This window comes from Streptomyces yerevanensis (genome assembly GCF_000716805.1).
Taxonomy (GTDB): Bacteria; Actinomycetota; Actinomycetes; order Streptomycetales; family Streptomycetaceae; genus Streptomyces; species Streptomyces flaveus.
In genome coordinates, this window is sequence record NZ_JNWJ01000003.1 from 63,541 (window position 1) to 82,514 (window position 18,974).

Genomic DNA, 18,974 nt, shown 5'->3' on the forward strand with positions numbered 1-18,974 from the left:
CCCCTCCTGGGATGACCGGACGGACTCGGCGGACTGCGGGCGGTCACGTACCGCCGTGCCGCAGACTGGCACTGATCGCTTGACCACCCAAAGGATGGATTTCATGGCTGACCGGCCTTTGACGCTGATGGCAGTGCACGCCCACCCGGACGACGAAGCCACAGGAACAGGGGGTGTCCTGGGGCGTTATGCGGCGGAGGGCATCCGCACGGTGCTCGTCACGTGCACCGACGGTAGCTGCGGTGACGGTCCGGGGGGCGCCAAGCCGGGCGACCCCGGGCATGATCCGGCTGCCGTTGCCGCGCTGCGTCGAGGCGAGCTCGAAGTGAGCTGTGACGTCCTGGGGGTCGGTCATCTTGAGCTGCTCGGGTACGCCGACTCAGGGATGATGGGCTGGCCGGCCAACACCGCGCCCGGATCGTTCTGGAGTACGCCCGTGGATGAGGCAGCCGCTCGGCTGGCCGAACTGATGCTGCGTTACCAGCCTGATGTCGTCGTGACCTACGACGAGAACGGGTTCTACGGCCACCCCGATCACATCCAGGCGAACCGGATCACGATGGCAGCGCTGTCGCTGACCGGGATGACGTCGAAGGTGTACTGGACGACGGCGCCGCGCTCGATGATGACGCAGTTCGGTCAGATCATGCGCGAGTTCGGCATGGACTGGGAGGAGCCGGATCCGTCCGAGGCCGGAGAGGGGCCCGAAATCGGCCTGCCCGACGAGGAGATCACCACGTGGGTGGACACCACTGAGTTCGGCAGCCAGAAGTTCGACGCGCTGGCCGCGCATGCCAGCCAGGGTGAGAACATTTTCTTCCTGCGGATGGGCAAGGAGAGGTTCACGCAGCTCATGGGCGTGGAGACGTTCGTCCGGGTCCACGACACCACCGGCGCGCCCCTGCCCGAGAACGACCTCTTCGCCGGCCTGCGCTGAGCTGTCGACGTCGACATGCGAGGCCGTGGACCAGGCGCCGGTGGCGAACTCCACGCAGTCCAGGCTCAGTTCGGCGGCCAGATGGAGTGTCTCGTCGAGTGTGAGCCGCCCGAAGCTCCCGCAGAGGAGGTCACACGATCCTGACCGGCCCGGCGTCGATCGGCAGGCGGATGAGGAGATAGGGCTTGCGGCGCAGGTCCTTGCCCTCGTGGAAGGGCGAAAGGCGGTTGAGCTGGTTGGCGATGGCGTACAGGTGCCGGTCCGAGGCGACGGACAGGGTGTCGATCCAGAGCAGGTCGCTGCCCTGGGCGAGGGTCCGGTAGGTGCCGTTCGGGCTTCTGCGCCAGAGGGAGTTGTGTTCCAGGTCGCCGCCGTAGAGCCGCCCCTTGTCGTCGCTCTCCAGGCCGTCGGCCATCGGCTTGAACCCGAGGTCCTCGACCGTCGCCGCCACCTCGGCGTCCGTGGCGTCCGGGTCGGCGAGGGCGTCGGTGGACACGCTGTGCAGCCGACGGCTGGACAGCGGGCAGTAGTACAGGCGCGTGCCGTCGGCGCTGAGAGCGATGCCGTCGGAGCCGGTCTCGTAGTGCGTGGGCTCGCCGCCCGCGGGGCGGACCATGAAGGGCTCGCCCTCGATGACCGGAAGGAACTGCTGGTCCGGGAGCGCCGAGGGGTGCCCGGCCAGCCGCCGCCAGGAGCGGCCGCTGGCGAGGTCGACCACGATCACGCCGTTCGAGCCGCCCGAGTCGGTGATGAACGCCATGCCCTCGGCGCCGCGCCGCAGGTCGAAGCGCACGTCGTTGGGGTAACTGTTCGCCGGCACCACCTCGGGCGGGAAGAGGATCTTCCGTACGATCCGGTCGGTGCGCAGGTCGACCGCCACGAGCTTGGGGCCGCCGTAGGAGGACCCGGCGAACAGCGGGCTTCCGGTGTCGAGGATCCACAGCCGGTCGGCCGCATCGACGACGACGCTCTGCACCGACTGGAAGTGCCCGGCCAGGTCGGAGGCGTCCTCGCGGTTCACCTCGGCGTCGGGGTAGGCCACCGGCTTGCCGCCCCGCAGTTCGGCGACGGTGAACGGGACGTCGTCGCCCCAGCGGGGAAAGTTGACGAAGATGCGGCCGCGGCGCGAGACGGTGACCCCCGTCGGCATCGCGCCCCAGAAGCGGGCAACGACCTCATAGTTTTGGGCTGTTGAACCGGAGGGGGATGCGGAGGCGTAGGCGGGTCCGGCGAGTTGGGTGGCGGCCAGCGACGCGGTGGTCGCCGTAAGGAACGTACGTCGTTTCATGAGAGCGTCTCCTGTCGGGTCAAGTCACTGGAGGGCGCGGCGAGTTGCCGCAGCACCTCGGCGCGTGGGGGGAATGGCCGGACGCTGCCGTGGCTGGTGGAGGCCGCCACCAGGAGCGCTGTCCGCCGAGGACATCGCCTGCGGCTACCGCCAACTCCTGGAAGGGGAACGGGGTCAAACGGCCGGTGGACCTGGTGCTCTCAGGTCCGCCGGGCTGCCGGGCGGGTCTTCGCGACCATGCTGCGGTCCCCCGAGGAGACCATCGCGTGAATGGGTACGGTGCTGACGCTCATGAGCGTCGCAAGGCCCCGGCGGCCCTGCTGGCGAGCGAGCGCCGGACCCATGAGGTGCATCAGGGCGGTGAGGGCCGGCATCGGACGCCCGAAGAGCGTGATCTCCGTGATGCGTGCCTGGTCGTCGAGCCGCAGCATCTGCACCTCCTCGAACGACTGGGAACCCACCCGCGCCCGGTAGACCAGAGCGTACGTGTCGCCCTCGCCGGTCTGGGTGTGGTAGTGGACGTCCTTGACCGCCGCGAACGCCACGGTCAGGAAGTCGCGCAGCTGGTCAGACCCCTCGAAGGAGAACTGGTCGGTGAGCGGCGAGCTGAGCACGACGTCCGGGCTCAGGCACGCGACCGCGGCTTCGACATCACCGCGTTCCTCGGCGGAGCGCCAGCGCGCGATGGTAGTGGCGGCGGAGTGCAGGGTCTCGGACACGGGTCTCTCCCGGTATCAACGGCGCGAACGGGTTTGTGGGTGGCGGGATGCGCGGGTGGCGGGTGTCAGCCGGCGAGCTTGTTCATGCTGCGGATCTGCTTGTCCAGGGCCCAGGCGGGAACAAAGCGGAGCATGCGTGCGCGCCCGGCCAGGGGTCCGGCGGCGTAGCGCAGTTTCGGCTTCGCGTCGGTCGCTGCCGTGACGATCGCCTTGGCGACCACGGCCGGGTCGTCACCGCCCTTGATCGCCTCCGTCATCAGGCGGTCGAAGACGCGCCGCTGGTCGGCGTAGGTCTGCAGGGACGTGTCGGGCTTGGCGCTGTTGGCCTCGAATCCGGTCCTGGTGTAGGCGGGTTCGACGAGCAGCGAGCGGACGCCGTACTGGCGGACCTCGTGGTCCAGGGACTGGGAGTAGCCCTCGATCGCATGCTTGGAGGCGCCGTAGACGGCCATGTAGGGAGCGGGCAAGAACCCCTGCACGGAGGAGAGGTTGATGATGCGCCCGCGTCCCTGAGCACGCATGTGCGGCAGGACCGCCTGCACCATGCGCATGACCCCGAAGACGTTGATGTCGAAGACGCCCTGGGCCTGCGTGATGGAGGTTTCCTCGGCCGCACCGATCGAGCCGATGCCGGCGTTGTTGACCAGGACGTCGATCCGCCCGAACTTCTCGATCACCTGCTGGACGGCGGCGGTGACCGACTTGTCACTGGCCACGTCGAGGTCGAGGAACGTCACCCCGTGGAGCGGGGTGACGCGTGAGGTGTCGCGGCCTGTGCCGGCCACGTCGAAACCCGCTGCGACCAGCGCGAGCGCGGCTTCCTTGCCGATGCCGGAGGACGCGCCCGTCACGAGGGCCACCGGTCGATTTGTCGTCATCATGCACTCCCGAACTCACCTTGGAAACCGATCGGTTTCTCTTGGCGTCACTGTAAACCGATCGGTTTCCAATGCACAAGCTCAAGCGGGGAACTGATTCCGGGCCCGCGCCACCGGCCGTCTTCAGACTGAGCCGACCGGCGCCCGCCGACATGGCGGAACGGGCTGGATGAGCAGGCAGGACAGACACGAGAGCGTCATCCCCGCACTGCGATCGCCGAGTTCGCGCTCAAGGACTACTTCGGCACCTCCGCCGAGGCGATTGCCAAGCGTGCCGGTGTCACACAGCGCGTGCCGGCGTCACGCAGCCGCACTTCTTCCGACTCTTCCTGGGCAAGAAGGCGATCGTCGCCGCCGCCTCGACGCGGAGCACGGAAGACGCCCGCCCGGCTTTCGGGAGGGCGGCCAAAACGCTCCAGACGCAGATGCAGGGATACGCCGCCGCGGCAGCCACCGACGCACGGGGCGACGACCAGACCGGCGAGCGTCCGGGCCGGCTGGACGAGGCCCCGGGAAACCACGCCCTGCCGCTGGGCGCCGATGCCAACAAGACCACAGCCTTCCCCACACCCGGCTGCTCATCAATTCCCTTACGATCACCGGGCATCGCCCCGAGTACCGGGGAGCAAGGTCCAGCAGTGCGGTTGATGCCAGGCCTGACAGGCAGGCCGGCCGGGGTGCACACCAGGTGCAGTTTCAGGCCCCAGTAGAAGCGGGAGTGGGAGCGGCAGTAGCCGTAGTTGGCCCAGTCGGCCAGGTCGGAGCGGTTGACGGTCTCGCGGGAGCGGGCGCATTCCACAGGGGTGGAGTACCGACCCGGGCACGAACAACAGCCTGCCCACAGACCTTCACCGAACAGATAGAAGCACCCCCGGTGTCCCTGCCGCCCGAGGCACAGCGGCACCTCATGGCCGCGTCCGACATGATCTCCGCCTTCGCGCACTACGACGGCCACGGCTTCCGGGGTAATCCAGCGGTTCTCGAGCACCTGCTCGGACATGAGCCGCTCGATTTCGCAGGCGTGGCCGATCGGGAACTGTGAACCCGGGGACTGCCGTGGTCGCCATGGTCATCGAGCAGCTCCCGCCGCCCTGCGGCTCCCCGGGGCGGGGTACCCGGCCGTTGCCTGGGCGGCGACCTCAGCCCCGCAACCCCTGCACCACCAGCTCCATGACAGCGTCGAACTGGGCCTCGACGTCCGGCTGTTTCCAGTCGCGGGAGTAAGGAGGGCATCGAAGGGAGGAGTCTCACTGTGAGACGCTCCTGCTCGTGGGGACAGCTCCGTGCCGTTCGGCGACGGCGGCATGTGCGCGTGCGGCGGCCAGGGACTCCACGGGCATCAGACCGAGGCGGACGGCGAAACTCGGCCCGCGTCGACGAACGCGCGGTCATCCCGGTGATGGGTTACGACATCGAATTCGCCGCGTCCGCAGACGTACTGGCCCTCACTGCTCGCCACTGCTCGCTGAGACGAGCCGCGCCCGCGTACCTTCGTAGCAGGATCCGAGGTCTTCACCCACGATCAAGCGCTATGGCAGCGTCCTCGCCTCTGCTACCGAGGCTGACCGGAAGGCACGCAGAACATGAGCAGGCAACGCGACCGCTGGGCGGAACTGACAGGCGGACAAGCCGGAGAGAAGTACGCCGAGCGTTTCGCGCGGCTGGCCGAATCGGGCCATGACATCCACGGCGAGGCCGCCTTCTGCGCCGCACTGCTGAAGCCCGCCGCCCGGATCCTCGACGCCGGCTGCGGCACCGGCCGGGTCGCGATCCGGCTCGCCGAGCTGGGCCACCACTGCACCGGCGTGGACACCGACCTTTCCATGCTCGCTGTCGCCCGCGGTGACGCCCCCGCGCTGGAATGGCTCCACGGCGACCTGGCGCACCTGGATGACCTCGGCCTGAAACCGGGCTTCGACCTGGTGGTTGCCGCCGGGAACGTCATCCCCCTGCTGGCCTCCGGCACCGAATCAGCCGTCGTACAACAACTGGCTGCCGTCCTGCGTCCCGGTGGACTGCTGGTCACGGGCATGGGGCTGGACGCGGCACACCTGCCGCTGCCGGAACCTCCAGTGACTCTGACGGAGTTCGATCACTGGTGCACCCAGGCCGGACTGATCCTGCGCCAGCGCTACGCCACCTGGGGCGGCGATCCCTACCGTCAAGGCGGCGGCTATGCCGTCAGCGTGCACTCCCGCCCCACCACCTGAATCCGCGCCCCAGTCACCAGCACACGCTCTAGCTGCAGCTATGCGCTGAATCACCGGCATTGCAGGCCAGAAGCACTTCTCGCGTTTTCGCGGGCCACTCTCGTCCATTGCCTCAGTGGACGGTTGCCCGTCTCAGGACTGAACGGCCGAGCGCAGTTCGGGCAGGGACAGGACCTCGTCCAGCGCGTCGACGTAGAGATCCGCGTGCTCCCGGCGGAAAGTCATGGGCGGTTTGATCTTCAGTACGTTGTCGTGCACACCGTTGGGGAAGACGATGACGCCTCGCTCCTTCATGAGCTCGGTGACCATGAAGGCCTGCTCGGTGGCCGGCATTCTGGTGGTGCGGTTGCGGACCAGTTCGACGCCGAGGTAGAGCCCTTCTGCCCGCACGTCACCGATGAGCGGTTGGCGCTGCTGGAGCTCGCGCAGCGACTGGGCGAAGTACCCGCCCACGCTCACGGCGTTCTCCCTCAGCCCATCCTGCTCGACGATGTCGAGCACGGCCTCGCCGATCGCGCAGGAGACCGGGTTGCCGCCGAAGGTGTTGAAGTACTTCATGCCCGTGTCGAACGCGTCGGCGATCTCCCGAGTCGTGACCAGCGCCGCGAGGGGATGCCCGTTCCCGAGCGGCTTGCCCATGGTGACGATGTCCGGGACCACCCCCTGGAGCTCGAAACCCCACCAGGGCCCGAGTCGTCCGACGCCGACCTGGACCTCGTCGGAGATGCACAGGGCACCCGCCCGCCTGGCAGCCGTGAACACGCCATCGAGGTAGCCGTCGGGGAACACGATGTTCCCACCCGATCCCATCAGGGACTCGGCGATGAAGGCGGCTGGGGGTCGGCCGTCGGCCGCGATCCGCTCGATGACAGCCGCGGCGTCGCGCGCGTACTTGACTCCGGCGTCCGCGTCGTCGTACCCGTAGGTGCTGCGGTAGCGGTCCGGGATGACGACCTCGTGGGTGGTCGCGGGGGCACCGGCGCCGCCGGGGCCCTTGTAACGGTTCGGGCTGATCCCGGTCACCACGCCGGTGTTTCCGTGGTAAGCGCCGTCGATGTTGACGATGTGCTGACGACCTGTCACCTGGCGGGCGATCCGCAGCGCCAGGTCGTTCGCCTCGCTGCCCGTGCACACGAGGAAGACGACCTCGAGCGGGTCGGGCAGCGTGGCCACCAGCTTCTGCACGTAACTGGCGATCTGCGGGTAGACGAAACGGCTGTTGGTGTTGAGCTTGCGCAGCTGTCGGGTGGCGGCGGCCGTCACCCGTGGCTCGGCATGGCCGACGTGGGTGACGTTGTTCAGCGAGTCCAGATAGGCCAGGCCGTCCTCGTCGTGGAACCACACGTCCCGCCCACGCACAAGGTTCATAGGGTTGCGGTAGTAGTTGCGCTGGGAGCGAGCGATGTGGCGACGGCGCACTGAGACGACGTCGTCGATGGTGGGGACCGCGGCGGGGGACTCGGTGAACCCGAAAAGCCGGGCGGGGTCGGGTGACAGGTGGCTCCACACCTGCCGTGCGGAGGGCGGCACGACACGAGGCGGCGGCCATGTGGCCATCCGTGCGGTGCGGTGGACCTGCACCTGGACGCAGGGCCCGAGCGGGTCCGCCTCGTCGCTCGCGCCTGCGCGTCCCAACGGCGCCCCGGCCGGGACTCTCGCCGCGACGGGCGGCGAGTCGTCGAGTCCCCACCAGCACGTCCAGAACTCCAGCCCCTCGACCGCATGTCGCAGCACCAACGGCATACCGGCGCCACCGCGGGCCTCGACGACACCGGACAGCGGGCTGGCAACCTCCTCGGCATCGGCCACGATCAGCAAGCCGCCGACCTGAACCGTCGCGGGCTCGTCGGCTCCTGGGCGGCGCCGGCCCCCCAGGAGCAGCGATGCGCTGAGGTGGGGCACGTAGCCCTTCCGCCGCCGTCCGTCGAGGACGTCGTCGATGCTCGCGCGCACCGCCCTCGCGTCGTGCCAGTCGATGTCGTCGTAGAGATCACTTTCCGGTCGCAGGTCGAGCAGCTGCGGGGCCGGTGTGTGCGGGGCACCGTCTCGGGCCGCCTCTGCCAAGACCTCTTCCAAACTCCGCTGCTCCCGCGTCCGGGGGAGCCCGCACGCGACCCGGAACGTCGCCTCGGCGACGTCGGGGCAGACCTCGGCCACCTGCGCGATCGCCGGCCAGGTGTGTTGCACGCGGGTCTGCCCGTATGGCGTGCCGCTCTCGGCGACCCGGCGCGTCCACGTCACGGCGTTCATGCACAGCCGGGCGGCCGCCAACGGATAGACCGCCGCCAGTTCCTCCGCCGTGAGGGGAAGCACCGAGTGAAAGCCGGCCACGACTTCGGCCGCCGCAGCGAGCGGGGCGGCCTTGCGGACCATGGCGTAGCCTGCCGCGATCGCCACCTCTGCCGCGCGCACACTGTAGAGCGAGTCGCCCAGGTCGACGATGCCCGAGATCCGCAGCACCCCGTCCTCGTCGGCGTCGGCCAGAACGTTGGCGTCATTGAGATCCTGGTGTACGACGCTCCGCGGCAGTCGGTCCCATGCCGGCAGGAGATCGTCGTACCAGCCCATGATCGTGCGCACCGACTCCCGCCGGTCCGTGTCCTGTACAGCGTGCAGCGACGCCTCGACGATCTCAGCGGCCCGGCGCATGTCCCAGTCGTGCGGTTCCAGACCCACCGGTGGCTCCATGCTGGAGAGTCCGAGGCTCAGCCGCCCGGCGGCTTCTCCCAGCTGACGCAGAAGCGCCGCGGAGTGGTCATCGAGATCCGCCAGGACCCGGCCCTCGATCCAGCTCATCACGCGGACCACGTGCGTTCGGCCCTCGTGGACGACGGCGGCAAGGCCCTTCCCCTCGTGCGTCGGGACCAGTCGTGGCACCGGAAGGTCGGGAACGGTGGAGGCCAGATGCTGGAGGAGCGAGTTCTGCCAGAGGACGTCGGCTGAGTCCGGCTCCGCGCGGGTGACCCGTACGAAGTAGCGCATTCCGTCATCGCCGGTGATCCGGACGTTCTGGTCGACCTCCCCTCCCAGTGGGTGCTGGACATATCCCTCGAGTCCGAAGGACTGCCGCAGCACGTGATCGAGGAGCGAGCCCGGCAGTTGGCCGGTGTGACCGGGGATGGTCCTGCCGTCCTGGCCGGTGGTGGTCGCTGAGGTCATCGTGCGTTCTCTCTCTCGTCGTCAGGTCGCTCATCACTCACCGTGGGCCTGCGTCACGACGCTCAGGTCGTGGCCAGTCCCCCGCCGCCACCCGTGTCGGACCTTTGCCCGACGCTGTCAGTCAGCTCCCGGACGGTCCGATCGATGCGGTTCCCGGGAGGAGGCGGGCGGGGCTGCCGCGGCTGTGTCTCGATCGCTTCACGGGCTCCGCAGATCTCGACCACGTCGACGACCGACAGGTCCAGTGCGAACTCCCCGTTTGATACTTCCCCTCGATGCCCCACTCCGACGGCTACAGGGGCCCGGCCCAGGACGCGCTCCAACACCTGGTCGGCGAGCAGGTCCGAGGTGGGCCGTCCCTCAAAGGCAGAGCGCTCATCGAGACCGGTCATCAGCTCACGCGGCGGCGGTCATGACGTCCCAGGTGACGTTCTGGTCCTCGACCCTCGCCTTGCGCTCGGCGTAGTCTCTGGGGAAGTCCTGGATGATCTCGATCCCGCTCTGCCTGGCGAACCGGTCGGCTCGGCCGCCTTGGTCATCGCCCTCTCGTGGGCCCCATAGCGGAAGGCTGAGACTGACCCGAGGCACGCGGCGCCCCTCAGCAACGCCTACTGAAGGTGACGAACTGGGGATCAGGTGCTTACGGAAGCGCCATAGCTGCTCCAAGTGCGTGGTCATGTCACGAGCCGTCTCCAGCCCGAGGTGATGCGTCAGTGAAACACCGCGGAGAATCCGGCAACAAGGGACGCGAGGCCGCGACATCGACCCCGTATTTTGTGCCTGTGCACAATTTCTGTCAGGGAGCCCCGCCGGCATGTCAGCGGCGCTTCCCGGAGACGGCCCGGTATCCGTCCGGTGACGGCTGTTGTCGGGAGAGGCGGTCCTCGTGAGCGGCCCGGGACGCCGTCAGGGTGGGGCCCGCCACGACGCCGTGCAGGCGATCGCGCGCCGGCTCCTCGAGGAACGACTCGACGAACTGACCTCTCGTGCTCTCGAACAGTTGGAAGCCGAGGAGGCCGCTTACGCGTCGGGGGACTTGGACCCGGTCCAGAAACGGGAGGGGATGCGACGAACCCTCGAACTCGCCCTGACCCGGCTGGCCGGCGGTCCCGTGCCCCGGACGGTCTCGCGCGCCACCGAGGACGTGGGGCGCGAGCGAGCGGAGCAGGCGTTTCCCCTGACCGCTCTGATGCACTCCTTCCAGCTGGACCTCAGGACCCTGTGGGAGGCCGTGCTCGCGGAGGGGCGAGCACGTGGCATCAGCGCCGATCCCGACTTCCTCGACGGGTTGATCCGCGTCTGGGAGGCGACGGACGCCAACAGCGTCGAGGTCGTCGACGCCTACCGCCGCACCGAGCGCGACCTGGCGAGCCGTCGTACGGAGGTGCGCAACCGCGCCTTCAGTCGCCTCGTCCTGGAAGGGGAGCAGGATCCCTCCACGGTCGCCGAGGCCTCGACGTTGCTGGGCTTCTCCGAGCACGTCGCACTGACCGTGGTCGTGGTCGAATCCGTTCCTACCGGGGACCCGGCTCTGTCCCAGGTCGACGATGCGCTGCGTCGGGGCGGCCTGCTGCGTCACTTCGGATGGATGGGTGACGAGCTCCTCGGCATCATCGGTCACGGACGGTGCGATGAAGAGGCCATGCTTGCCATGCTCCGGCCGTTCGCCCCGTGGCGCTGCGGTGTCGCGGAAGTCCCCGGGCTGGCGCTGACGGCGCGGGGCATCCGGTTCGCACGTGCCGCGATCCGCAGCTCCGCGCAGCCCGGAGTGCGGCACGTGGAGGGCCACTGGGTCGGGGCGATCATGTCGGCGCAGGAGGAGCTCACCGGTGCGATGGCCACTGGCGTGCTGCGCCCACTCCTCGAGCTGCGCGACCGCGACAGCATCGTCGAGACCCTGCGCTGGTACCTCGACCTGGGCTCGGTCGCTGAGGTGGCCGCACGCACCTACCGTCACCGGAACACGGTGGGCAATCGCCTGCAGGCCGCGGAAGAGGCGACCGGGCTGAAGCTGTCCAGGCCGCACGACGCCGCCCGGCTGGTCCTCGCCTTGGCTTGGCTGGAGACGGACGCGGGCGCCCGCTTCCGGGCGACGGTGTCCTGATCCACCGATTGCCGGACGGGTTGTGGCAACCGGCCGGGGCCGCGACCGAGAGAGCTGGAGCCAAAGCGTGGCGGTCAGAGGCCGAATGCCCTTCATGGGGACGGCAGCCTTGTCGGCCGACAGCCCGGTCACGCTGCCGGGCAGCGGCGCGAAGCGGCCGCAGTTCGCGCCGGAGCCGCTCGCGGTACCTCTCAGAGACTCATTCGGTTCGGGCAGGAACTGCACCGGGTCCCTGACAGGAAATTGTGCACAGGCACAAAATGCGCGGTCGATGTCGCGGCCTCGCGTCCCTTGTTGCCGGATTCTCCACGGTGCTTCACTGACGCATCACCTCGGGTTGGAGAGGGGCTCATCGCACTCGGAGCAGCAATGGTGCTGCCGCCGACCACCTGATCAGCATTCGCCGTCCCCGGCCCTGTCCGGGGGGCTCGTCCTCCAGCGGCGGCCCCTCGGGCACCCCCTCAGCCCCCATGCCCCCATGCCCCCTAGACAGGTCGCCGCCAACGCCGCGGCAGCCTCCTGGACCCCCGATGCGGCGGACCTGGCCGCACTCGACGAGATCGTGATTCCCGGTGAACGGCGTGTCCAATATGCCCGGAAAGAGGTTGAACACCATGCGTCAGATCGTCACCTTCGATGCCTACGGCACCCTGGTCGACTTCCAGCTCGGCCCCACCACCCTGAAGGTCATGGCCGACCGGCTGGACCTGGACCGCCTGAACGTCGACGAGTTCCTCGACGACTTCCGCATCATGCGGTTCCACGCCGTCCTGGAGGCCTACCGCCCCTTCCACGAGGTGCTGCCCTCCAGCCTGGAGATAGCCATGCGTCTGCACGGCCTGGAGTACCGGAAGTCCGACGGCGAGGCCCTGGTCGCGGCCGTGCCCACCTTCGGCCCCCACCCCGAGGTCCCGGCCGCCCTGCAGGCGCTGAAGTCCCGGTACGAGATCGCCATCATCTCCAACACGGACGACGACCTCATCGCCCAGAACCTGGCCAACATCGGCGTCGAGTTCGACCATGTCATCACCGCCCAGCAGGCCAAGGCGTACAAGCCGTCCCGGCAGGCCTTCGAGTACGCCTTCCAGACCATGGACATCGACCCCGCCCAGGTCATCCACGTCGCCCAGGGCTGGGAGTACGACCTCATCCCCACCCGCGACCTCGGCCTCGCTCGCCGCGTGTGGATCAACCGCTACGGCCACGACGGCTGCTACGGCGCCCGCGGCAGCGCCGACTACCAGCCCTTCGACGAGCTGCCCGACCTGTCCGGCCTGCCGGCCCTGCTCGGCTGCTGAGGCCGGGACCCAGAAAAACACCCCTGAACGACCAGGAAGACCCGAGGACGTACGTCATGAAGCAGATCCCCTACTGGCTCGACACAGCCCCTGCCTTCCCCGACCGGACCGGCAAGCCCCTGCCCGAGCAGGCGGACCTGGTGGTCATCGGCGGCGGCCTCACCGGCCTGTCCACCGCCTACCACGCGGCACGCAAGGGCGCCCACGTCGTCCTCGTGGAGAAGGACAAGGTCGGCTCGGGCGCCTCCGGGCGCAACGGCAGCATGTGCACCCAGGGCATCACCATCAGCCCCGCCGAGGCGCGCAAGCGCTACGGGCAGCCGCGGGCCCGGGAACTGTACGACGCCTTCCGCGAGGCGGTGGACGTTGTGGAGGAGCTGACGGTCAAGGAGCAGATCGACTGCGACTTCCACCGCGTAGGGCGTCTGGGAGTCGCGTTCAAGCCGCAGCACTTCGAGAGCATGCGGGCCAAGCAGCGCGACCTGGCCGACAACTTCGGCCACGACACCACGCTGCTGAGCAAGAACGATCTGCGTGCCGAGCTGGGCTCCGACTACTACCACGGAGCCCTGCTCGACCCGCTCAGCGCGCACCTTCACGTCGGCAAATACGTCCATGGTCTGGCCGAGGCCGCCGAACGCGCCGGGGCTCAGATCCACGAACGCAACGCCGCCACCGCGCTGCACCGCATCCCCGAGGGCGGTTTCCTCGTCGAGACCCTGCACGGCACCATCCGCGCCAAGCAGGTCATGGCGGCCACCGACGCCTACACCGACAAGGCCATGCCCTGGTTCCGCAAGCGGCTGATCAACGTCGGCAGCTTCGTCATCGTCACCGAGCCACTGGGCGAGGAGCGGGCCCGGCAGCTCATCCCCAACAACCGCGTGGTCGTGGACTCCAAGAACATCGGCCACTACGTCCGACTCACCCCGGACAACCGCCTCGCCTTCGGCGGCCGGGCCCGCTTCGCCCCCTCCAACCCCGCCTCGGACGTCAAGAGCGGTGACGTCCTGAAGCAGGAACTGGCGGAGATCTTCCCGCAGTTGTCGGACGTGCGGATCGACTACGTGTGGGGCGGCAGTGTCGGCTTCTCCTACGACCGCGTTCCGCACGCGGGCGAGGCCAACGGCCTTTACTACTCAATGGGTTACTGCGGCCACGGCGTCCAGATGGCCACCTACATGGGCCGCGCCATGGCCGAGGTAATGGACGGCCACCCGGAGGCCAACCCCCTGCGCGGCTTCGGCTTCCCCAAGGTTCCGGTGCCGTTCTACAACGGCACCGCCTGGTTCCTGCCCTTCGCCGGGGCGTACTACAAGGCCAAGGACCGGCTGCGCTGACCAACAGCGATTCACGGAAGGGCTAGGGTCAATGCCCCGTTGCGTTATGGGTTGGCAGGTTGGGGTCGTGTGATGCGGATGGCTTGGACGCCGGTGCGGGTGGGTTGGGGCCAGTCATGGTCGGCGTGACGGTCACAAAACTCGCTAACGCCGTACCCGCGGCATCCCCAGCCCGATCCACGAGATGATCTCGCGCTGGATCTCGTTGTTCCCGCCGCCGAAGGTGAAGATCACGGCCGAGCGGTAGCCGCGCTCCAGATCGCCGTGGAGCACCGCGCCCGCCGAGCTCTCCTTGAGGACGCCCGCCGCCGCGACGATCTCCATGAGCCAGGCGTACGCGTCCCGGCGTGCCTCGGAGCCGTACACCTTCACGGCGGAGGCGTCCTGCGGGGTGAGGGTGGCTTCCTGGACGGCGTTCACCATCTGCCAGTTGAGGAGCTTCATCGCGTCGAGCCTGGTGTGCGTCTGGGCGAGGCGGCGGCGCACCCAGGGGAGGTCGACGACGCGGCGGCCGTCGGCGAGCTTGGTCTCCAGCGCCCAGCGCTGTACGTCGTGCAGGGCGCGGATGGCCATGGTGCCGTGCGCGGCGAGGGTGACGCGCTCGTGGTTGAGCTGGTTGGTGATCAGCCGCCAGCCCTTGTTCTCCTCGCCGACGCGGCGGGAGACGGGGACGCGGATGTTCTCGTAGTAGCTCGCGGTGGTGTCGTGCGAGGCGAGGGTGTTGATGAGGGTGCAGGAGTAGCCGGGGTCGGAGGTCGGCACGAGGAGCATGGTGATGCCCTTGTGCGGGGGTGCGTCCGGGTCGGTACGGACGGCCAGCCACACCCAGTCCGCCGTATCACCGTTCGTCGTCCAGATCTTCTGGCCGTTGACGATGTACTCATCGCCATCCCGAACAGCCCTGGTCTTGAGCGCGGCCAGGTCCGTGCCCGCGTCGGGCTCGCTGTAGCCGATCGCGAAGTCGATCTCGCCGGAGAGGATCTTCGGCAGGAAGTACGCCTTCTGCTCCTCGGTGCCGAACTGCATGATCGTCGGTCCGACCGTGTTCAGCGCCATCAGCGGCAGGGGTACGCCCGCCTGGGCGGCCTCGTCGAAGAAGATGAACTGTTCCATCGGACTCAGCCCGCGCCCGCCGTACTCCTTCGGCCAGCCCACCCCGAGCCAGCCGTCGGAGCCGAGCCGGCGGATGGTCTCGCGGTAGAACCGCTTCTGCGCCGCCGGGTCCGCGTACCGGGCGTGGACGTTCTCCGGCACCAACTCGGTGAAGTAGGCGCGCAGTTCGGTGCGCAACTCCTGCTGCTCCGGCGTGTATTCGAGATGCACGGCGCCTCCTGGCTCCCACGGGGCTCCTACTGGCCTGCTGCTCCGGCCGCCCTGTCTTACGGCGCACACCGTAGAACGTGTTCCAGAAATTGGGAACACGCGGGAGTGGGTAACACGTGGATGGCACGTGGGTGGCACAAGGAAAGGCCCCCGGTTGTCCGGGGGCCCATCGCTTGACTCAACTGTTCACTGCGGTACGGGAGTTGCCTGCGTGGCGCTCCCCCGCTGGGCAGCAGCCGTACGCGGAGCCAGCACGCGCTCCGCGAGGTACCCGAAGACCAGGCCGTACGCGGTCCACAGGGTCACCTGGATGGCGAGGGCGGCGAGCCGGTACTGCCACAGCAGGGTGCCGGGGAAGCCCTCCGGGACCATGTTGTACGACGGCAGGACCGCGTACGCCAGGCCGACGACGAGCACGAAGAAGGCTCCCGCGGAGAGGGTTGCGTTCCAGTTGCCCAGGCGTGGCGCGAGGCGCTTGCCGAGGATCACCGTGCCGACGGCCAGCAGCACGCTGAGTACGACCATCAGGAAGTACAGCGTGGTCCGCTGGTTGAGGGTGTCGGGGTCGCCGACGGCGGGTGGGTTGGCGGGGTACTTGAGGAACGGGACGACGTAGACCGCGAGCAGGCCCGCGGTCGACAGCAGCAGCGCGCTCGCGCGTGGCCCGAAGCGGCCGATCCTGCCGAGTGCGAAGCAGTACGCGAGGGCGGCGATGCCGCCGAACGCGACGCCGTAGACGAGGACGCCGGTGCTCAGACCGGCGGTGGACTGCATGGTGCGGCTGACGAGTTCCTCGCCGCCGTGCTCGTGGGCGTGGGCCTCCTCGAAGGCGATGGCCTCGTCGACACGTGGTTCGCCGAGGAAATAGGCGACGACCAGGGCGAGCAGGCCCGCGGCGAGTCCCGCGAGCATGCCACGCACCAGGAGGTTTCTGACGGTTGCTGAGTCCATGTGCTCGTACGCTTCCTCGTCGCCGTCAGTGACAGGGGAAGCCGAGGAGGTGGCGGGCGTCGTGCACCCACTCGTGCACGCCTTCGCCGGAGACCACGGAGGTGGCGCCCTGCTCGGCGCCGACGAAGTAGAGCAGGACCAGCATCAGGATGCCGAAGAAGACCGCCCAGGGGACGATCGCGCCGATCGGCAGCTTGGCCGGCACGGCGGCCGGTACAGCGGGGTTGGTCACGGTCGGCTGAGCGACGGACTGGGCCATGGCAGAACCTCCTGGGGAACTCGCGTCCCATCTTGGTGGTGCACAGGACGACGGCCACGGGTCTGACTTGCCCGGACTGCACCGCCCCTGGTGGGAGGCGGTCGCTACGGGCTTACAGTGGCGCGACCGTGCCGGATTCTCACCGGCTTCCGTCGAACCGTCGTCAATATCGACGTGACCGTACCGCGAAGCGGGGAGGCGGCCAAGGGCGCACGCGGTGCAGGAGAGTGCGCCGTTGCCCTGGTCATGCGCCAATTCCCGGTGTGGGCAAGGGCTTTGAGCGGGCGTTCGAGTACGAAAGTGGGCCGATGACCAGCCGAGTGATGTTGATCTCACCAGCGATCAGTGCCGCACTGCGGGAGGCGCGTTTCGACGACGGATGCCCTCTCGACCCCGCCGGGCTGCGGCTCGCGGAGGCAGCAGCGGGTGCGCTGCCCGCTGTGGACCGGGCCCTGGTCTCCCCCGGCGTGCGCTGCCGCGAGACGGCCGGCGCGCTCGGTCTCGACGCCACGGACGAGCCCGAGTTGGCGGGGCTGGACGTGGGTCGCTGGCGCGGCGCGAGCCTGGCCGAGGTGAGCGCCGAGGAGCCGGAGGCGGTCGCGCGCTGGCTGGCGGATCCGTCCTGCGCCCCGCACGGCGGTGAATCCGTACGCGAGTTGTGCGACCGGGTCGCCAAGTGGCTCGATTCGGCCGGGCAGTTCTCGGGCCGGACCCTCGCCGTCGTCGAGCCGGAGATCGTACGGGCCGTGGTGGTACGGGCGCTCGGTGCTCCGGAGCCGACGTTCTGGCGGATCGACGTACCGCCGCTGACCGCGACGGAACTCAGCGGTCGGGCCGGACGCTGGAACGTACGGGTGGGGCGGGGGCTCGGGGACTGACGGGCCGAGGCCTGGGCGGCTGCTCGTCACCTCAGGGCGGCCGACATCCCGGCAGGACCGTCACCCCAGCAAACCCGTCACCTCAGCAGGGCGAGGAACTCCGTGCAGGCGCGCGCACAGTCCCGGCAGGCCAGCGCGCCCTCCTCGGCGCCGGGGTTCCGGTCGAAGACGTGCGCGGTCTCCAGGCAGACGCCGCGGCACCACTCGACCTGGGCGCGCGTCGCGGCCTCGTCCTGCCAGGTCTGCTCGGCCAGCACGCGGCAGGTCGCGTCGCAGACCTCCGCGCACATGATGCTCTTGCGCCGCAGCTCCTGTTGATCTTCGGGACCGTCGAGATCGGCGAGACTCGCGCGCAGCGCACACACCCGCGCGCACTCGGTACACGCCTGCGCACAGGCGAACCGGTCCTCGAGGAAACGGACGAGTTCCTGCTGATCTGTCGCTGACACGCTGTCCGAGTAGCCGGACACCGTCACGCCAAACCCGGTGACGTCACCAAGCGGGCACGAGATCCGCCGTTCCCACCCGTGCCCAACCGCACTCGGCGATCGATACTTGACCCGCAGGCTTTGAGAGATCCAGGACGCGGCCACGGCTGCTCACCTCACCCGGAGGTACGGAATGAAGATGCTCATCAACGTCGCGGAGACGGTTGTCGCGGACGCGCTGCGGGGCATGGCTGCCGCGCACCCCGAGCTGACCGTGGATGTAGAGAACCGGGTGATCGTTCGGCGGGACGCTCCGGTGGCCGGGCAGGTGGGGCTCGTCTCCGGTGGCGGTTCGGGGCACGAGCCGTTGCACGGCGGGTTCGTGGGTCCGGGGATGCTGTCGGCGGCCTGTCCGGGAGAGGTGTTCACCAGCCCGGTGCCGGACCAGATGGTGCGGGCGGCCGCCGCCGTGGACAGCGGGGCCGGGGTGCTGTTCATCGTGAAGAACTACACCGGGGACGTACTCAACTTCGACATGGCGGCGGAGCTCGCCGAGGACGAGGGCATCCAGGTGGCGAAGGTGCTCGTCAACGACGACGTGGCGGTGACCGACAGCCTCTACACGGCGGGGCGGCGCGGCACCGGCGCGACGCTGTTCGTGGAGAAGATCGCGGGCGCCGCCGCCCATGAGGGCCAGCCGCTGGAGCGGGTCGAGGCGCTGGCCCGTCAGGTCAACGAGAGCTCCCGGAGTTTCGGCGTCGCACTGAGCGCCTGTACGACTCCGGCCAAGGGCAGCCCCACCTTCGATCTCCCGCCCGGCGAGCTGGAGTTGGGCATCGGCATCCACGGCGAGCCCGGCCGCGAGCGGCGCGCGATGATGACGTCGCGGGAGATCGCCGACTTCTCGGTGAACGCGGTCCTGGAGGACCTGAACCCCAGGAATCCGGTGCTGGTGCTGGTCAACGGCATGGGTGCGACGCCGCTCCTGGAGCTGTACGGCTTCAACGCGGAGGTGCAGCGCGTGCTGACCGAGCGTGGTGTCGCCGTGGCGCGCACCCTCGTCGGGAACTACGTCACCTCGCTCGACATGGCAGGAGCCTCGGTGACGCTGTGTCAGGTCAACGAGGAGCTGCTGCGGCTGTGGGACGCTCCGGTGCGTACGGCGGGCCTGCGCTGGGGCATGTGAGACCGGTCAACTCCCT

Annotated in this window: 17 protein-coding genes, 1 pseudogene and 1 riboswitch; of the genes and pseudogenes, 8 read left to right on the forward strand and 10 right to left on the reverse strand. The window is 69.0% G+C overall.

The genetic code is table 11. The annotated features are described in order from the left end of the window. Positions 1-103 precede the first annotated feature (103 nt). A complete protein-coding gene (locus OP79_RS03840) occupies positions 104-937 on the forward strand; it encodes a PIG-L family deacetylase (RefSeq protein WP_033318493.1) in 834 nt (277 codons plus the stop codon). Positions 938-1,067: 130 nt separating this feature from the next. Here the strand turns inward: OP79_RS03840 and OP79_RS03845 are convergent, their stop codons facing one another. The 4 genes and pseudogenes from OP79_RS03845 to OP79_RS56770 form a co-directional block, all read right to left on the reverse strand. Continuing rightward, the gene (locus OP79_RS03845; RefSeq protein WP_051744398.1) at positions 1,068-2,225 is read right to left on the reverse strand and encodes an L-dopachrome tautomerase-related protein; all 1,158 of its coding nucleotides are present in this window, start codon (positions 2,223-2,225) and stop codon (positions 1,068-1,070) included. A 200-nt stretch (positions 2,226-2,425) separates the two neighbouring features. After that, positions 2,426-2,944: a nuclear transport factor 2 family protein gene (locus OP79_RS50330; RefSeq protein ID WP_051744399.1), complete on the reverse strand. Its 519-nt coding sequence runs from the start codon at positions 2,942-2,944 to the stop codon at positions 2,426-2,428. Positions 2,945-3,009: 65 nt separating this feature from the next. Next, entirely contained in the window at positions 3,010-3,822 is an 813-nt protein-coding gene (locus OP79_RS03855; RefSeq protein ID WP_211270738.1) for an oxidoreductase, read from the reverse strand. A gap of 646 nt (positions 3,823-4,468) precedes the next feature. Then, a pseudogene (locus OP79_RS56770) lies at positions 4,469-4,630 on the reverse strand (IS982 family transposase); the annotation flags it as partial. Positions 4,631-4,729: 99 nt separating this feature from the next. Here OP79_RS56770 and OP79_RS58000 point away from each other — a divergent pair. Both OP79_RS58000 and OP79_RS03860 read left to right on the forward strand, forming a co-directional pair. Continuing rightward, positions 4,730-4,864 carry a hypothetical protein gene (locus tag OP79_RS58000; RefSeq protein ID WP_281193146.1) on the forward strand — a complete coding sequence of 45 codons (135 nt, stop codon included), beginning with the start codon at positions 4,730-4,732 and terminating at the stop codon, positions 4,862-4,864. A 541-nt stretch (positions 4,865-5,405) separates the two neighbouring features. Further along, on the forward strand, positions 5,406-6,032 hold the full coding sequence (locus tag OP79_RS03860; RefSeq protein ID WP_033318495.1) for a class I SAM-dependent methyltransferase: 627 nt from the start codon (positions 5,406-5,408) through the stop codon (positions 6,030-6,032). Positions 6,033-6,164: 132 nt separating this feature from the next. Here the strand turns inward: OP79_RS03860 and OP79_RS03865 are convergent, their stop codons facing one another. Further along, the gene (locus OP79_RS03865) at positions 6,165-9,191 is read right to left on the reverse strand and encodes an aminotransferase class III-fold pyridoxal phosphate-dependent enzyme (RefSeq protein WP_033318496.1); all 3,027 of its coding nucleotides are present in this window, start codon (positions 9,189-9,191) and stop codon (positions 6,165-6,167) included. A gap of 396 nt (positions 9,192-9,587) precedes the next feature. Beyond that, positions 9,588-9,779 (reverse strand): hypothetical protein, encoded by a 192-nt coding sequence (locus OP79_RS03875; RefSeq protein ID WP_157857277.1) that lies wholly within the window; start codon positions 9,777-9,779, stop codon positions 9,588-9,590. Between the two features lie 298 nt (positions 9,780-10,077). On the opposite strand from OP79_RS03875, the gene OP79_RS03880 reads away from it, so the two are divergent. The 3 genes from OP79_RS03880 to OP79_RS03890 all read left to right on the forward strand — a co-directional run bounded on the left by OP79_RS03880 (position 10,078) and on the right by OP79_RS03890 (position 13,933). Next, positions 10,078-11,295 carry a PucR family transcriptional regulator gene (locus tag OP79_RS03880; protein WP_033318499.1) on the forward strand — a complete coding sequence of 406 codons (1,218 nt, stop codon included), beginning with the start codon at positions 10,078-10,080 and terminating at the stop codon, positions 11,293-11,295. Positions 11,296-11,909: 614 nt separating this feature from the next. Beyond that, positions 11,910-12,593, forward strand: a complete 684-nt coding sequence (locus tag OP79_RS03885; RefSeq protein WP_033318500.1) for a haloacid dehalogenase type II — start codon at positions 11,910-11,912, stop codon at positions 12,591-12,593. A gap of 56 nt (positions 12,594-12,649) precedes the next feature. After that, complete coding sequence (locus OP79_RS03890) at positions 12,650-13,933, forward strand: NAD(P)/FAD-dependent oxidoreductase (RefSeq protein ID WP_033318501.1); 1,284 nt, start codon at positions 12,650-12,652, stop codon at positions 13,931-13,933. Between the two features lie 144 nt (positions 13,934-14,077). Here OP79_RS03890 and OP79_RS03895 read toward each other — a convergent pair whose 3' ends face one another. From OP79_RS03895 to OP79_RS03905, 3 genes are all read right to left on the reverse strand, one after another. Then, positions 14,078-15,256 (reverse strand): acyl-CoA dehydrogenase family protein, encoded by a 1,179-nt coding sequence (locus tag OP79_RS03895; RefSeq protein WP_033318502.1) that lies wholly within the window; start codon positions 15,254-15,256, stop codon positions 14,078-14,080. 186 nt (positions 15,257-15,442) lie between these two features. Further along, positions 15,443-16,207: a CbtA family protein gene (locus tag OP79_RS03900; protein ID WP_033318503.1), complete on the reverse strand. Its 765-nt coding sequence runs from the start codon at positions 16,205-16,207 to the stop codon at positions 15,443-15,445. 25 nt (positions 16,208-16,232) lie between these two features. Then, a complete protein-coding gene (locus OP79_RS03905) occupies positions 16,233-16,466 on the reverse strand; it encodes a CbtB domain-containing protein (protein WP_033318504.1) in 234 nt (77 codons plus the stop codon). Between the two features lie 36 nt (positions 16,467-16,502). Next, a riboswitch (cobalamin riboswitch) is annotated at positions 16,503-16,663 on the reverse strand. A 111-nt stretch (positions 16,664-16,774) separates the two neighbouring features. Here OP79_RS03905 and OP79_RS03910 point away from each other — a divergent pair. Further along, entirely contained in the window at positions 16,775-17,344 is a 570-nt protein-coding gene (locus tag OP79_RS03910) for a histidine phosphatase family protein (RefSeq protein WP_033318505.1), read from the forward strand. A 77-nt stretch (positions 17,345-17,421) separates the two neighbouring features. Here OP79_RS03910 and OP79_RS03915 read toward each other — a convergent pair whose 3' ends face one another. Next, positions 17,422-17,793, reverse strand: a complete 372-nt coding sequence (locus OP79_RS03915) for a four-helix bundle copper-binding protein (RefSeq protein ID WP_211270730.1) — start codon at positions 17,791-17,793, stop codon at positions 17,422-17,424. Positions 17,794-17,965: 172 nt separating this feature from the next. Between OP79_RS03915 and dhaK the strand changes: the two genes are divergently transcribed. Then, positions 17,966-18,958, forward strand: a complete 993-nt coding sequence (gene dhaK / locus OP79_RS03920; protein WP_033318506.1) for a dihydroxyacetone kinase subunit DhaK — start codon at positions 17,966-17,968, stop codon at positions 18,956-18,958. Positions 18,959-18,974 lie beyond the last annotated feature (16 nt).